Below are 14045 nucleotides of genomic sequence, written 5' to 3' on the forward strand. Positions count from 1 at the left end.
GCTGCAACACGCCGCAGGAGAGACCGGGTTGCAACGATGCCCGGCGCCGATGGAGCAACCACCCCGGAAACTCTCAGGCAAAAGGACTGTGGCGTCGACTGCGAATCTGGAGAGAGGCATGCACGCGCATGCCCACCGAAGGGGAAGGCACTCACGCTGTACGCTGCGGGTGCCCAAGCTCTCAGGTCCCAAGACAGATGGGGTGAGCCGACCGGATCGTCCGGTCAACCCACCACTCCATAGGGACCGCCATGACGCATATCGTCATCGTTGGCGCCGGCATTTCCGGCGTCACCACCGCTTACACGCTCTCGCAACTCGGCTATCAGGTCACGGTGCTCGACCGGCATCTGTATCCGGCCATGGAAACCTCGTTCGCCAATGGCGGGCAGCTTTCCGCCAGCAACGCCGAGGTCTGGAACAGCACCGGCACGCTGCTCAAAGGCATCAAATGGATGCTGCGCAACGATGCGCCGCTGCTGCTCAACCCCAAGCCGTCGTGGCACAAGTACTCATGGATTGGCGAGTTCGTGGCGAGCATCGCCCACTACCGCCGCAACACCATCGAGACCACGCGCATGGCCATCGAGGCGCGCAAGCATTTGTTTGCGATGGCCGAGCGCGAGCAGATCGATTTCGACCTGCAACGGCGCGGCATCCTGCACGTCTACCACGACAAGGCCAGCTTTACCGGGGCAGGCAAAGCCAACGCGCTGCTCGTTGCCGGCGGGCTAGAGCGCCACGCCGTGAGCCCCGAAGACATTGCTGCCATCGAGCCCACGCTGCGCGGCAACTACTACGGCGGCTACTTCACCGAATCGGACGCCACGGGCGACATCCACAAGTTCACACGCGGTCTTGCGCAAGCCTGCGAGAAACGCGGCGTGCGCTTCATGCAAGGCGTGGATGTGCGCGACGTGGAAACCACCGAGCGCGGCGTGCGACTGCTGCTGCAGACCACACTCGATGACCGCCTCTCCACCAGTGAGGCCAACGTCGTGCAGGAGATTGCCGCCGATGCGCTGGTCGTGTGCGCGGGCGTCGGCAGCCGGCATGTCGCGCAGATGGTGGGCGACCGCATCAACGTGTACCCGGTCAAGGGCTACTCGATCACCGTGCATCTGGACGATGAGGCGAGCATGCAAGGCGCGCCGTGGGTCAGCCTGCTGGATGAGAGCGCGAAGATCGTCACCAGCCGCCTGGGCGCGGGACGCTTCCGCGTGGCCGGCACGGCAGAGTTCAACGGCTACAACCGCGACATCCGCGCAGACCGCATCGAACCCCTGGTGGCCTGGACGCGCCGCAACTTTGCGATCGGTACCTCACGCGTGGTGCCGTGGGCTGGCTTGCGTCCGATGATGCCGGACATGATGCCGCGCGTTGGTCGCGGGCGGCATGCGCGCGTGTTCTACAACACGGGCCATGGGCACCTTGGCTGGACGCTCTCTGGCGCCACGGCCGCGATGATCGGCGACGTGATCGCGCGCGATTGCCCGTTGCATTGATCGCCAATCCCATAGCGGATCGGGCCAGGACAATCCAGGCCCGATCCGTTTGGGTGTTACGCGGGTGCGGATACGGGCGCCTCAGAGCGCAGGACTCGAACCGGCACGGACTTGTAAGACGGCGTGCCGCTTTCCTTGTCGATGTAGTCCAGGGGCACCAGCACGTTCGCCTCTGGGTAGTACGCCCCCACGGAGCCACGCGCAATGCTGTAGGCGATGGCCGTGATCTTCTCCAGCCGTAGCTTCCGGCCGGACACGATGGTCTCGATGTCGACCAGGTCGCCATGTTCGAGCCCGCGTGCGGCAAGATCAGCCTCGTTCATGAACAGCACATCGCGCCGGCCGAACACGCCGCGGTAGCGGTCATCGAGCGCGTAGATGGTGGTGTTGTACTGGTCATGGCTGCGCAACGTGATGAGGCGCAATACCTCTTCGCCACCGAGGACACCGGCGTCTTCCCGTACGCCACCGTACACGGAGAACATCGCCTTGCCGGTGGGCGTCGGCCACTGGCGCTCGGTAGGCGGCAACGGCAGGCGGAAGCCACCGGGCGTGCGGATGCGCTCGTTGAAGTTCTCGAAACCCGGAATGGTCTTCTCGATCAGGTCGCGAACCTTGTCGTAGTCGGCAACCAGTTCCATCCACGGCACCTTGCTGTGCGGTAACGTCGCCTTGGCCATGCCGGCAACAATGGCCGGCTCGGAGCGCAGGTGCTCCGACGCCGGCGTCAGCTTGCCCGCCGATGCGTGGACCATCGACATCGAATCCTCAACCGTGATGGACTGCGGGCCACCCGCCTGGACATCAAGCTCGGTCCGGCCCAGGCAAGGGAACACGTAGGTTTCCTTGGCCACCAGCAGGTGCGAGCGGTTGAGCTTGGTGCCAATGTGCACGCTCAGGTCCAGCTTGCCCATGGCTGGGAAGCTCTGCTCCGGATCGGGCAGCGCCACCGCAAAATTGCCGCCCAGGCAGATCAGCGCTTTCGCCTTGCCGTCGATCATGGCCTGCATGCCGTTGACGGCATCGTGCCCGTGCGCTGCAGGCGGCTTGAAACCAAACACGCTTTCGATGCGCTGGAGAAAATCGGCGGACGGCTTTTCCGTAATGCCCACCGTCCGGTTGCCCTGTACGTTGGAGTGGCCCCGCAGCGGACAAATGCCGGCACCGGGCTTGCCAAAATTGCCACGCATCAGCAACAGGTTGGCGATCAGGCGCACGTTGGCCGTCCCCTTGTTGTGCTGCGTCACGCCCATGCCATACGTGATGATGGTGGCGTTCGACTTGGCATAGGCCTCAGCAACCTGCTCCAGCTCGGCGCGCGTCAGCCCGCTGGCCTTTTCGATGTCGGGCCACGTTGCCGCTTCCAGTTCGGCTGCGAATGCATCAAAGCCCTGGGTGTGCTCTGCGATGAAGTCGCGGTCCAGCACATCGCCTTGCGCCGCCTCCATCGCCAGGAGGGCCTTCATGATGCCGATCAGTGCTGCAGCATCGCCACCGCCATCGACCTGGTAGTACGTCGATGCAATACGGGTCGAACCGTAGGTGGCCATCTCCAGGAAGTTCTGTGGGTCGGCAAAGCGCTCCAGCGCGCGCTCGCGCAGCGGGTTGAATACGATGATGGGCACGTTGCGCCGCGACGCTTCGTGTAGCGTACCCATCATGCGCGGATGGTTGGTGCCCGGGTTGTGGCCGATCGAGATGATCAGCTCGCAGTGTTCGAAATCCTCCAGCGACACCGTGCCCTTGCCAATGCCGATCGACTGCGGCAGGCCAACGCTGGTGGGCTCGTGGCACATGTTCGAGCAGTCCGGGAAGTTGTTCGTGCCGTACTCCCGCGCGAAGAGCTGATAGAGGTAGGCCGCCTCGTTCGATGCCCGCCCGGAGGTGTAGAACTCGACCGCATCAGGCGGGAGCCCGCGCAGGATCTCGCCGATGCGGTTGAAGGCGTCTTCCCACTCGACGGCACGGAAGGTGTCTTTCTCGCGGTCGTAGACCAGGGGATGCGTCAACCGGCCCTTGTCTTCCAGTTCGTAGTCGGACCATGTGAGCAGTTCCGATACGGTGGTCGTGGCAAAGAACTCGGGCGGCACGCGCTTGTTCGACGCCTCCCAGGTCACGGCCTTGGCACCGTTCTCGCAAAACTGGAAGGTGGAGCGGTGTTCCTTGTCGGGCCAGGCACACCCCGGGCAATCGAAGCCCGTGGGCTGATTGGTCCGCATCAGCGTGATCGGCGCCTGGAACTTGTCCATCTGGTCATGAACGGCCTGCGCCGTTGCCCGCAGCGCGCCCCAGCCGCCGGCAGGGCCGTCATAAGGCCGGATGCCGGGAACTTCGCGTCGATTTGCCATGTGAATCTCCATCGCCCCCAGCCAGGGTTGGGGGCTTGCGTTGGTAAAGCCGCGGCGCGGCCGTGGGTTGAAATGAAAGGGTTCGACGAACCTGATACGTCAGGCCTCAGATTCGGCGGTGCCTTTGGAGCCTTTGCTGCGCTTCTTTTCAGTGGTGCTCTTCTCTTGCGAGAGAGGGGACTTCCCTTCCGTTGCGGGCGGCGCGAGCTTGTTGAAGGTCACCGTACCGCTGTCCTTGTCGAAATCCACCTCCACGGTGTCGCCCGATTTGAGCGTGTCGCCCAGAATCTCCTTGGCAAGCCGTGTTTCGATCATCTGCCGTACCTGACGCTTCAGCTCACGCGCACCGAACTCGGGTTGATAGCCCTCCTCCACCAAGTGCTCGACAAGCGCCTCACCCATCTTGAGCGTAATGTCCTGTGCCGCCGCGGTACGCCTCACCCGGTCAAGCTGGATCTGCACGATCGCGCGAATGTTCTGCCTGGACAGCGCGTTGAACACGATGATCTCGTCGATCCGGTTCAGGAACTCGGGGCGGAAGTGGCCTTTCAGCACCGGCATCAGTGCATCGCGCAGCGCCTTGTCGGTCTTGCGCTCGTCTTCGGGTCGCTCAAGGTTGTCCATGATGATCGACGCGCCAAGGTTGCTGGTAGCGATCAGGATCGTGTTGCTGAAGTCCACCACACGGCCCTTGCCGTCAGTCAGCCGGCCATCGTCAAACACCTGCAGCAGCACGTTGTTCACGTCCGGGTGAGCCTTCTCGATTTCGTCGAGCAGGATCACGCTGTACGGGCGCCGTCGCACGCGTTCGGTGAGTTGGCCGCCCTCGTCGTAGCCAACGTATCCCGGAGGTGCACCAATCAGTCGCGCAACCGCGTGGCGCTCCATGTATTCCGACATGTCGATGCGGATGATCGACTGCTCGTCGCCAAACACCGTTTCGGCCAGCGCCTTCGCCAGCTCGGTCTTGCCCACGCCAGTGGGGCCGAGGAACAGGAAGGTGGCTATCGGGCGATGCGTTTGCCCAAGGCCAGCGCGCGAAAGCCGTACTGCATCGCTCACGGCGACGACGGCGTCGTCCTGACCGACCACGCGCTCGCGCAAGCGCTCTTCCATTTTCAGCAGCTTCTGGCGCTCTTCCTTCGTCAGCTCCGACACCGGAACACCGGTCAGGCGTGATACCACCTCGGCCACCGATGCCACCGTCACCTCCAGCGTCTCCGAACCGGTCTTGCGCTGCCAGGCTTCCATCTTCTCGTCGAGCGTCGTCTGCTTGGCGTTGATCTGCTCTTCAAACTGCTTGGCTTCATCAAAGCGCTTGCGCGACGCGGCGTAATCCTGCTCGCGCTTCAGTTGTGCGACTTCCGCCTCACCTTCCTGAATGTCCGCCGGACGCGATGTCGCGCCAATCCGCACGCGGGCCGCTGCCTGATCAATCAGGTCGATGGCCTTGTCGGGCAGGAAGCGCGATGTGATGTAGCGGTCCGCAAACTCGGCCGCGGCAACAAACGCATCATCGGCAAAGGTCACCTGGTGGTGCGCCTCCAGGCTGTCGCGCAGGCCACGCAGGATGACGATGGTCTGCTCGACGCTGGGCTCCGGCACAAGCACGGGTTGGAAGCGCCGCTCAAGCGCGGCATCCTTTTCGATGTACTTCTGATACTCATTGAGCGTGGTGGCACCGATCAGGCTCAACTCGCCGCGAGCAAGCGCAGGCTTGAGCACGTTGGCAATGTCGAGCCCGCCCTCGCCGCCGCCCTGCCCCGCGCCCACGATGGTGTGCAGCTCGTCGATAAACAGGATCAGCTCCGATTGCTTGGCGGTCACTTCGTCAATCAGCTGCTTGGCGCGCTCCTCAAACTCGCCGCGATACTTCGCGCCCGCCACCATCGAGTTGATGTTGACCTCCACGAGGCGCTTACCGCGCAGCACTTCCGGCACATCGCCGTTGATGATGCGCTGCGCCAAGCCTTCGACGATGGCCGTCTTACCGACACCCGGCTCGCCAATCAGCACCGGGTTGTTCTTCTTGCGACGGGCCAACACTTCAATTGCGCTTTCGATCTCCTGCGCGCGCCCAAGCACCGGGTCGAGCTTGCCCTGGCGCGCCAGCGTGGTGAGATCGCGGCCAAACTTATCGAGCGTAGGCGTGCCACTCGGCGCATCCACCCGGCCGTCTTCCGCGCCTTTTCCGACCACCTTGACGACCTTCTGGCGCAAGGCCTCCGGCGTCACTCCGTACTTCTTCAGCAACGCGCCGGCAATGCTCTCCGGCACCGCCGCCAGCCCGATCAGCAGGTGCTCGGGGCCCACATAGGAGTGCCCCAGATCCCGCGATGCCTGGAACGCATACTGGAACGCCTTCTTCAGACGCGGTGACACCGTCGTCTTGTCCATTGACGCGTCACCGTCGTCGGTGCCCGTCTTGGCGTGTTCGTCGATATAGCTGCGGATATCCTGCGCAGAAAGCTTCAGCTCCTTGAGCAGCGCGGCACAGATATCGGTGTCCGCAAGCACGTACAACACATGCTCGGTATCCAGTTCACGGCGATGCAGCTCGTGGGCCTTCTCCGCAGCACGCTGCAGCAGCTCAAGGGTCTGCTCGCTGAAGGCGTCGATCACGTCCACCGATTCCCGGGGGACCTCGGCAGAGAAACCTGCACCATGTTCTTCAGCGTCGCCAAACTCATCGAACAGGCGTGACAGCCCACCACCTCCGCCCCCCAACAGAGAGTCGAACGGATTGAGCATGCTTTGATGCCGCATGAGTTGCCGGTAGTGGTAGTCGCAGATCGAGATCGACTTGCGCTCGCCGTCTTGCACCACGGCGACACGCGCGACGGCGGGCCGGACATTGCAGATATCGCAGAGAGTGGACACGATGCGACAACCTCCTTCTATGAGTGCGCATCTCGCACGCTGCCGTCGCAAGCGCGATGCGCTTCATGCGGATGCGGCCGTGCAAGCCTGTCCGCTTACGTTAGCTGATCGCTGTACCCGCTCCAAGGTACAGTTGACCGCCGCCAGCCTGTGTACAGCGCACTGCGCTTGTCATCGCCCCGTCATGGCACAGCAAACACGTGATCCTGCGCCGCACGGCAGGCAACGCCCCGCTGCGGGTGAAGAGCACAGAACTTGGCGCCCCCAAAGGTCAAGCCATCGCTAGGTCAGCAGATACCGGCGCTGCGGCACAACTTCAGGCGGAATCTCGCGATCACATAGCTCCAGGACGGACCGCTCGATCGTGCGCGTAATGGCATCGAGCGGCAACGCATTCGGTGCAACGCCAAACGGCTCGGCAACTTCATTGGCAATCGCCTCCAGCGCAATCAGCGTGTATGAGATGAACACACACAACAGCGGCGTGAAGAACTCCGTGGAATCCACCAGGCCGAACGGCAGCAACATGCAGTACGCATAGGCCGTGCGGTGCAACAACACGCTGTAGGCGAAAGGGATGGGCGTGGACGCAATCCGCTCGCAGCCGCCGAGTGTCTTGCCCATGTCGTTGAGCTGCGCATCCAGCATCCAGCGTGTCGTGTCCGAAGCCGGCGCCTCGCCTTGCAGACGGACCAGGCGGCTTCGGATGTCATTGAGGAGCGCCGCTGGCCGGTAGCACTTGTGTTGCAGCGCTTGCGCCTGTTCTGCACCGAGCAGGCGCGTTAGATCTGCCGTCGGGTCCGTCTTGCGCAGCTGATGCTTGAGCGCATAGACAAACGCAATCACGGTGTTGGCCACCCTGATGCGGTCAGCCTGACTCACGTGCTCCGGCAGGTAGCACAGCACCTGCGAAGTCAGCGCGCGGGACGCGATCAGCAGGTTGCCCCACAGGTGCCGCGCCTCATCAAAGCGTGCGTAGCTGGCGTTATTCCGGAACGACAGGAAGATTGCCAAGGCGAGGCCGAACAGCGTGAAGGGCGTCGTATTGAGCGGAATCTTCTCGCCCAGGATGCGGCCCTGCGTAATCACCGCCAAGCTGCTGAACACCGCCATGAACATCAGCTGCGGAATGATGGATTGCAGCACCGAGCCGTTCCAGACGAACAGCATGCGAAACCAGTTCTCCCGTGGTCGCACAATCATGATGCGTCACCCGCGCCCTTGAAATCGTTCATCGGTGTGGTCAGTGGTGGTAGCCCGGATCCCCCTCGCGCACCTTCCCCCGGAACACGCGGTACTGCATCGCGTTGTAGACCAGGATGATGGGCAGCACGATGACGGTACCGACCAGCGCAAAGAGTTGGCTCGAGTGGCTGGATGACGCCTGCCAGATCGTCAATGACGGCGGCACAATATTCGGCCAGATACTGATGACCAGCCCCGTATAGCCCAGGAAGACCAGCACGAGCGCCAGCAGGAATGGCGTTGCGTGATGGTGTGCGCGCCGGCTGGTGCTGAAAATGCCCCAGACACAGGCCACCACCAGAATGGGCACCGGCAAGAACCAGCCGAGATTGCCGCTGCCGAACCAGCGATGCGCAACCGCAGGCAGCCCGATCACCGTCCACAGGCTGATGACCGCCATGATGCCGAGCAAGACACCCGTGAGCGGCCGCATCAGCAAGCGCATCTCGTGCTGGAGCCTGCCTTCCGTCTTCATGATGAGCCAGCCACAGCCGAGCATGGCGTAGGTGAACATCACACCGAACCCGCAGAACAGGCTGAACGGCGACAGCCAATCAAATGCACCGCCAACAAACCGTCCATCGGCAATCTTGATCCCCTGCAGCAGCGAGCCCAGCACGATGCCCTGGCAGAACGCCGCCAGGGCGGAACCGCAGATGAATGCGAGATCCCACAGGTTCTGCGTGCGGCGTGCCTTGCCACGCAACTCGAACGCCGCACCGCGAAAGATCAGCCCCACGACCATCAGGATCAGCGGCAGGTAGTTGGCCGGCAGCAGCGTTGAGTACACCACCGGAAACGCCCCATACAGCCCCGCGCCGCCCAGCACGAGAAACGTCTCGTTGCCGTCCCACACAGGCGCGACCGTGTTCATCATCACTTGCCGGTGCGCCTTGGACTCAAAGAACGGAAACAGCAGGCCGATGCCCAGGTCGAAGCCGTCCAGCATGACGTACAGGAACACGCCGAACCCGATGATTCCGGCCCAGATGACAGGCAGATCGATTTGCATGGCTTTACTCCCCTTGCAGCGCATCCAAGGCGCGGTTGTGCAATTCCGGATGCTTGCGCGCTGTGCTGTGCGCGTCGGCCTGCGCCACCGGCCCGCGCCGCATGAGCTTGAGCATGTAATACACGCCCATGCCAAACACCGCGAAGTAGACGATCACAAAGATCAACAGCGACACCCCGGCAAGCTGCGCGCTGACAGGCGAGACGGAGTCCGCCGTGCGCAGCACGCCGTAGACCGTCCACGGCTGCCGACCGACTTCGGTTGTCACCCACCCTGCGAGCAACGCCACCAGGCCGGATGGCCCCATGCAGAGCACGAAGCGCTGGAACCAACGGGCTTCGTACAGCCGCCCGCCCTTTCGCAACAGCAGGCCCAGCACCGCTGTGAGCAGCATCAGCATGCCCAGCCCCGCCATGATCCGGAACGACCAAAAAACAATGGGCGAATACGGTCGCTCTTCCTTCGGAAATTCCTTCAGGCCACGAATCTCGCCATCCCAGCTATGCGTCAGGATCAGGCTGCCCAGGTGCGGCACCTGCACCGCATAGCGGGTGACCTCGGCATCCATGTCAGGCAAGCCGAACAGGTTGAGCGCGGTGCCGCCCTTTTCGGTGTCCCATAGGCCTTCGATGGCAGCGATCTTGGCGGGCTGATACTCGCGCGTGTTCAGGCCGTGCGCGTCACCGATAAAGATCTGGATGGGCGCAAGCAGCAACAGCAGCCAGAGCGCCATGGAGAAGCTGCGCTTGACCGGCACGTCACGCCGCCCGCGCAGCAAGTGCCATGCTCCGCATGCCGCCACCATGAAGCCCGCCACGATAAACGCGGCAATCGTCATATGCGCCAGGCGATACGGGAACGACGGATTGAACACCACCTTCAGCCAGTCGACCGGCACGATGCGGCCGTTCTCGATGGCGAACCCCTGCGGTGTCTGCATGAAGCTGTTCGAGGCCAGAATCCAGAAGGTGGAGATCAAGGTGCCCAGTGCCACCATCAGCGTGGCAAAGAAGTGCGCACGCGGGCTGACGCGCTCCCAGCCAAACAGCACGATGCCGAGAAACCCCGCCTCCAGGAAGAACGCGGTCAGCACCTCGTAGTGCAACAGCGGCCCCGTGATGTTGCCCGCCACCTGCGAGAAGCCGCTCCAGTTGGTACCGAACTCATAGGCCATCACCACGCCCGACACCACCCCCATGCCAAAGCCGATGGCGAAGATCTTCGACCAGAACAGGAACATGTCCTTGTAGGCCTGGTCTCCCGTCAGCAGCCAGCGCCATTCCAGTACCGCCAGAAAGCTGGCCATGCCGATGCTGATGGCTGGAAAGACGATATGGAAGGACACCGTGAACGCAAACTGCAATCTTGCGAGATGAAGTGCATCGAAGATTTCCATGATGTCTATGGCTCTGGGTGACAGCGGGACACTGCCGCATTGCGCAGCAGCGTTTCAAGGCGACGCGCACGTGGGTTGGTGCGAGTCGTGCCCGACGGTAGCGCGACACGAATGCCGCCCGCAATCAAATCTCGCTGCGCGTGAACTGTGCTCCGAGCAACTGCCGCGAGGTGTGTATGAAATGCGCACACAACTGGCGGCTCTGCTCAAAACTGTGCTCTGCCGGCTCGGTTCCGGACGTTGTCTGTGCAGGCTTGCACATGCCGCCGCGCTCAAACTGTGCTCTGCCCAAATCGGTCAATGTGTGCCTGTCCGGCCCGCTATCACGCGCCTAACCTTGGAGACCCATGCGCCGCCACGAGGACCACCATGCAGCCATGCTTCACGCCCACCGACCACGCCGGCAGCGTGTCCTGCACGGTCACGCGCTACCGGAACGGCGCCCCAACATCAACCGCCGATCAGGTGGTCGAGGAGTTGCCGGTCGCGCTGGTCTTCAACGGGATCTCGCATGCGGTGATGATGGCCACGCCCATCGACCTGGAAGCGTTCGCGCTGGGCTTTGCGCTCAGCGAAGGCATTGTCGAACGCGCGACTGACGTCTTCGACATCGAAGCCGAACTCCGGCCAGACAGTGCCGAGGTACAGCTGACAATCGCGCAGCAGGCGTTCATGGCGCTCAAAGACAAGCGCCGCACGCTGACCGGCCGCTCCGGATGCGGCGTTTGCGGTATCGAAAGCATCGCACTGCTCGATCTGCACCCTGCGTGCCTCGACCACGCGGGTACCGCAAACGATATCGGCGCGGCAGCCATCGAGCGAGCCGCGCGCGAATTGCCCGCGCACCAGGTGCTGATGCATGAGACCGGCGGTATCCATGCCGCGGCATGGTGCTCCCGTAACGGTGAAGTGCTCAGCGTCTTTGAAGACGTTGGCCGCCACAACGCACTCGACAAGCTGATCGGCCAGCTCGCCCGCCTGAAGATCGATACGCGTGCCGGCTTCGTGTTCCTGTCGAGCCGTGCCAGCTATGAACTGGTGCGCAAGGCCGCCCGTGTGGGCATTCCGATGGTCGCGACAATCTCTGCCCCCACTTCGCTCGCTATCAACATTGCACAACAAGCGGGCATCCGGCTACTTGGCTTCTGCCGTGAGAACGGCTTTGTCGAATACACGGCACCCATCACCGAATCCGCTACCACCTTAGCGCCCGCAATGGCCTGCGGTCCTTCCCGCTAGCGCGGCGATGCCTCATGGAGCATAGCGATGACACCCACCGCCGATCACCCACCCGCACAGTCCGATGTGCAGGCCAGCACCGACACCCCAGACATCGAGAACACAGCGTTTCAGCCTGAAGGCCGGCAACTGAACATTGCCGCAGGCTTCGAGGTGCGCCTGCAGCGCGTCCCGATTGAAATTCAAGCCGAGCTTGAGCCGATCATGCGCAACCCGAAGGTCGGCGCGGTCGTGAACTTCGTAGGCGTCGTAAGACAAAGCGGCGACCTCGACGATGTGATCGCGCTGGAGCTGGAGCACTATCCCGGCATGACCGAGCAGACGCTCTGGACCCTCATTGAAGAAGCGACGGCGCGTTGGCAGGTCGAAGCCGTGAAGATCGTCCATCGCGTGGGCCGCATTGCGCTGGGCAATCCGGTGGTGCTGGTTGCGGTGGCTGCGCCGCATCGCGCATCGGCGTTCGACGCCTGCGAGTTTCTGATGGACTTTCTCAAGACTCACGCACCGTTCTGGAAGAAGGAGATCCAGCGCAGCGGCGCATCCGAATGGGTCGAAACCAAAATCAGCGACGAGCAAGCCATGAAGCGCTGGGGATAAGCACATCCATGAAACTCAACATCCGATATTTCGCCAGCATTCGCGAGCAGTTGGGCATCACGCAGGAAACCATCGACATCGACGTGCCCGAACTGAGCATCGACGCACTGCGCTCCACCCTGGCCGCGAGGCATGCGCAAACCGCCGAAGCGTTGCGCACCGGTCGGGCGGTGCGGGCTGCCGTCAATCAGGAGACCGTCGACGGCGCGTTCATCGTGCGCGAGGACTGCGAAGTTGCGTTCTTCCCGCCCGTTACCGGTGGCTGACCTGCGGCCACCAATTCGCCCCCGCTCAGCGGTCGCACATCGCGACCAGCTTGCCGACGGTAATGACGGCCTGCTCGATCTCGCTCGACCACGTACTGCTGTAGTTGAGCCGGATGTAATTCCGGTAGGTGTCCGAAATCGAGAACATGTAACCCGGCCCAATCGTGATGCCACGTTCGAGCGCGAGTTGATACAAGCGCATCGCATCCACCTTGGGTGGCAGCTCTACCCACAGCACGTAGCCTCCTGCCGGGCTTGACATGCGCGTGCCCGCCGGAAAGAACCGCGAGACCATCGCCCGCATCAGGTTGGCCTGTTGCGCGTAGGCCTTGCGGACCCGTCGCAGGTGGTGCTCGTAGCCGTCGTGCTCCAGGAACTCCGCGATGGCCAATTGCGGGATCGACGGCGTGGTCAGCGTGTTCAGAAACTTGAGCTTCTCCACCTGGTCGCGATACCGGCCCGGCAGCGCCCAGCCGATCCGGTACGCGGCCGTCAGGCTCTTCGAGAACGACGAGCAATGCAGCACCAGCCCCTTTTTGTCGTACGACTTCAGGCTGCTCGGGTGCGCGTTGCCGTAGTACAGCTCGTTGTAGACGCCGTTCTCGATCACGGGAATATCCACCCGCGTGAGGAACTCAACCAGCTCGCGCTTGCGCTCGTCTGGCATCTGGAAACCCAGCGGGTTCTGAAAATTGGGCATCACCATGCACGCCGCAATCGGCTGCGACTTCACAATCGCGGCCAGCGCGGCAATGTCGATGCCGTATTCGGGGTGCGTCGCCACCTCGATGGCTTTCATGCCCATCCGCTCGATCGCGTGGAGCATGGCGTAGAACGTGGGCGACTCCACCGCAATCACATCGCCGGGCTTGGCGACGGCCTGCAGACAGAGGTTGATGGCCTCCGTTGCGCCCACGGTGACGATGATCTCGTTGGGGTCGACCGACAGGCCGTTCTCCAGATAGCGGCGCGCAATCTGGCGCACCAGCCGGGGATGGCCGGGCGGCAGTGCGCCCGTCACGCCCCACAGCCCCTTCTCGCGGCCGGCGGTGTAAGCGTAGCGGTTGAGCTTCTCGAACGGGAACAGCGCAGGGTCCGGATACGGCGAGCCAAGCGGTATCGCATCGTTGGTACCAATCGAGCGCAGGGTCGAAAGCACCAGCCGGCTCACGTCCACCGACGATGAGATCGCCATCGGCTTGGACGGCTGCAGTTCACGCATGTGCAGCTCACCATTGCCGCGCTGCAGGTTGACGAAGTAGCCCGACTGCGGGCGGCTCTCCAGCAGCCCACGGCTCTCCAGCAGCAGATACGCATGCAGCACCGTCGTGATGCTGATGCGGTGCTGCTGGCTGGCCTGGCGCACCGATGGGATGCGGTCTCCGTGGTGGTAGACGCCCTGCCGGATCAGGCGCTCGAGGTCGTCCGCAAACTTCTCATAGAGCTTCATCAGAGGCTCCCTGCCTGCGGCTTTCCGCCAGCACTTGTGCTCCGCTTTGTCCGTTCCACGACTGTGCTCCCTTGGCGGCTTGCCCGTGTCCGGCCGGCCGCATGTGT

At 63.0% G+C, this 14045-nt stretch carries 10 protein-coding genes and 1 riboswitch; of the genes, 4 read left to right on the plus strand and 6 right to left on the minus strand.

The genetic code is table 11. The annotated features are described in order from the left end of the window. Nucleotides 1-4 precede the first annotated feature (4 nt). Nucleotides 5-99: riboswitch (glycine riboswitch) on the plus strand. 152 nt (nucleotides 100-251) lie between these two features. Continuing rightward, on the plus strand, nucleotides 252-1505 hold the full coding sequence (locus C404_RS30800) for a D-amino acid dehydrogenase (protein WP_021192512.1): 1254 nt from the start codon (nucleotides 252-254) through the stop codon (nucleotides 1503-1505). Nucleotides 1506-1561: 56 nt separating this feature from the next. On the opposite strand, the gene C404_RS30805 is transcribed toward C404_RS30800, so the two are convergent. The 5 genes from C404_RS30805 to C404_RS30825 form a co-directional block, all read right to left on the minus strand. Next, nucleotides 1562-3853 (minus strand): FdhF/YdeP family oxidoreductase, encoded by a 2292-nt coding sequence (locus tag C404_RS30805; RefSeq protein WP_021192513.1) that lies wholly within the window; start codon nucleotides 3851-3853, stop codon nucleotides 1562-1564. A gap of 99 nt (nucleotides 3854-3952) precedes the next feature. Next, on the minus strand, nucleotides 3953-6733 hold the full coding sequence (locus C404_RS30810) for an ATP-dependent Clp protease ATP-binding subunit (protein WP_021192514.1): 2781 nt from the start codon (nucleotides 6731-6733) through the stop codon (nucleotides 3953-3955). Between the two features lie 282 nt (nucleotides 6734-7015). Continuing rightward, nucleotides 7016-7936 carry a bestrophin family protein gene (locus tag C404_RS30815; RefSeq protein ID WP_021192515.1) on the minus strand — a complete coding sequence of 307 codons (921 nt, stop codon included), beginning with the start codon at nucleotides 7934-7936 and terminating at the stop codon, nucleotides 7016-7018. Between the two features lie 40 nt (nucleotides 7937-7976). Continuing rightward, complete coding sequence (gene cydB, locus C404_RS30820; protein ID WP_021192516.1) at nucleotides 7977-8990, minus strand: cytochrome d ubiquinol oxidase subunit II; 1014 nt, start codon at nucleotides 8988-8990, stop codon at nucleotides 7977-7979. A 4-nt stretch (nucleotides 8991-8994) separates the two neighbouring features. Beyond that, complete coding sequence (locus C404_RS30825) at nucleotides 8995-10386, minus strand: cytochrome ubiquinol oxidase subunit I (protein WP_021192517.1); 1392 nt, start codon at nucleotides 10384-10386, stop codon at nucleotides 8995-8997. Between the two features lie 369 nt (nucleotides 10387-10755). Here C404_RS30825 and fdhD point away from each other — a divergent pair, with 369 nt between their 5' ends. The 3 genes from fdhD to moaD are packed head-to-tail and all read left to right on the plus strand — an operon-like array spanning nucleotide 10756 to nucleotide 12488. Next, complete coding sequence (fdhD, locus tag C404_RS30830; protein ID WP_021192518.1) at nucleotides 10756-11625, plus strand: formate dehydrogenase accessory sulfurtransferase FdhD; 870 nt, start codon at nucleotides 10756-10758, stop codon at nucleotides 11623-11625. A 27-nt stretch (nucleotides 11626-11652) separates the two neighbouring features. Further along, entirely contained in the window at nucleotides 11653-12222 is a 570-nt protein-coding gene (locus C404_RS30835; protein ID WP_021192519.1) for a molybdenum cofactor biosynthesis protein MoaE, read from the plus strand. An 8-nt stretch (nucleotides 12223-12230) separates the two neighbouring features. Beyond that, a complete protein-coding gene (gene moaD, locus C404_RS30840) occupies nucleotides 12231-12488 on the plus strand; it encodes a molybdopterin converting factor subunit 1 (protein ID WP_021192520.1) in 258 nt (85 codons plus the stop codon). Between the two features lie 25 nt (nucleotides 12489-12513). Here moaD and C404_RS30845 read toward each other — a convergent pair whose 3' ends face one another. Then, a complete protein-coding gene (locus C404_RS30845; protein WP_021192521.1) occupies nucleotides 12514-13938 on the minus strand; it encodes an aminotransferase-like domain-containing protein in 1425 nt (474 codons plus the stop codon). Nucleotides 13939-14045: the final 107 nt, after the last annotated feature.

The organism is Ralstonia sp. AU12-08, assembly GCF_000442475.1.
Classification (GTDB): Bacteria; Pseudomonadota; Gammaproteobacteria; order Burkholderiales; family Burkholderiaceae; genus Ralstonia; species Ralstonia insidiosa.

Bases quoted from the DNA above. Each gene is read 5' to 3' on its own strand.
- C404_RS30800 (WP_021192512.1), top strand. From the start codon at position 252: ATGACGCATATCGTCATCGTTGGCGCCGGCATTTCCGGCGTCACCACC.
- C404_RS30805 (WP_021192513.1), bottom strand. From the start codon at position 3,853: ATGGCAAATCGACGCGAAGTTCCCGGCATCCGGCCTTATGACGGCCCT.
- C404_RS30815 (WP_021192515.1), bottom strand. From the start codon at position 7,936: ATGATTGTGCGACCACGGGAGAACTGGTTTCGCATGCTGTTCGTCTGG.
- cydB (WP_021192516.1), bottom strand. From the start codon at position 8,990: ATGCAAATCGATCTGCCTGTCATCTGGGCCGGAATCATCGGGTTCGGC.
- C404_RS30825 (WP_021192517.1), bottom strand. From the start codon at position 10,386: ATGGAAATCTTCGATGCACTTCATCTCGCAAGATTGCAGTTTGCGTTC.
- fdhD (WP_021192518.1), top strand. From the start codon at position 10,756: ATGCAGCCATGCTTCACGCCCACCGACCACGCCGGCAGCGTGTCCTGC.
- C404_RS30835 (WP_021192519.1), top strand. From the start codon at position 11,653: ATGACACCCACCGCCGATCACCCACCCGCACAGTCCGATGTGCAGGCC.
- moaD (WP_021192520.1), top strand. From the start codon at position 12,231: ATGAAACTCAACATCCGATATTTCGCCAGCATTCGCGAGCAGTTGGGC.
- C404_RS30845 (WP_021192521.1), bottom strand. From the start codon at position 13,938: ATGAAGCTCTATGAGAAGTTTGCGGACGACCTCGAGCGCCTGATCCGG.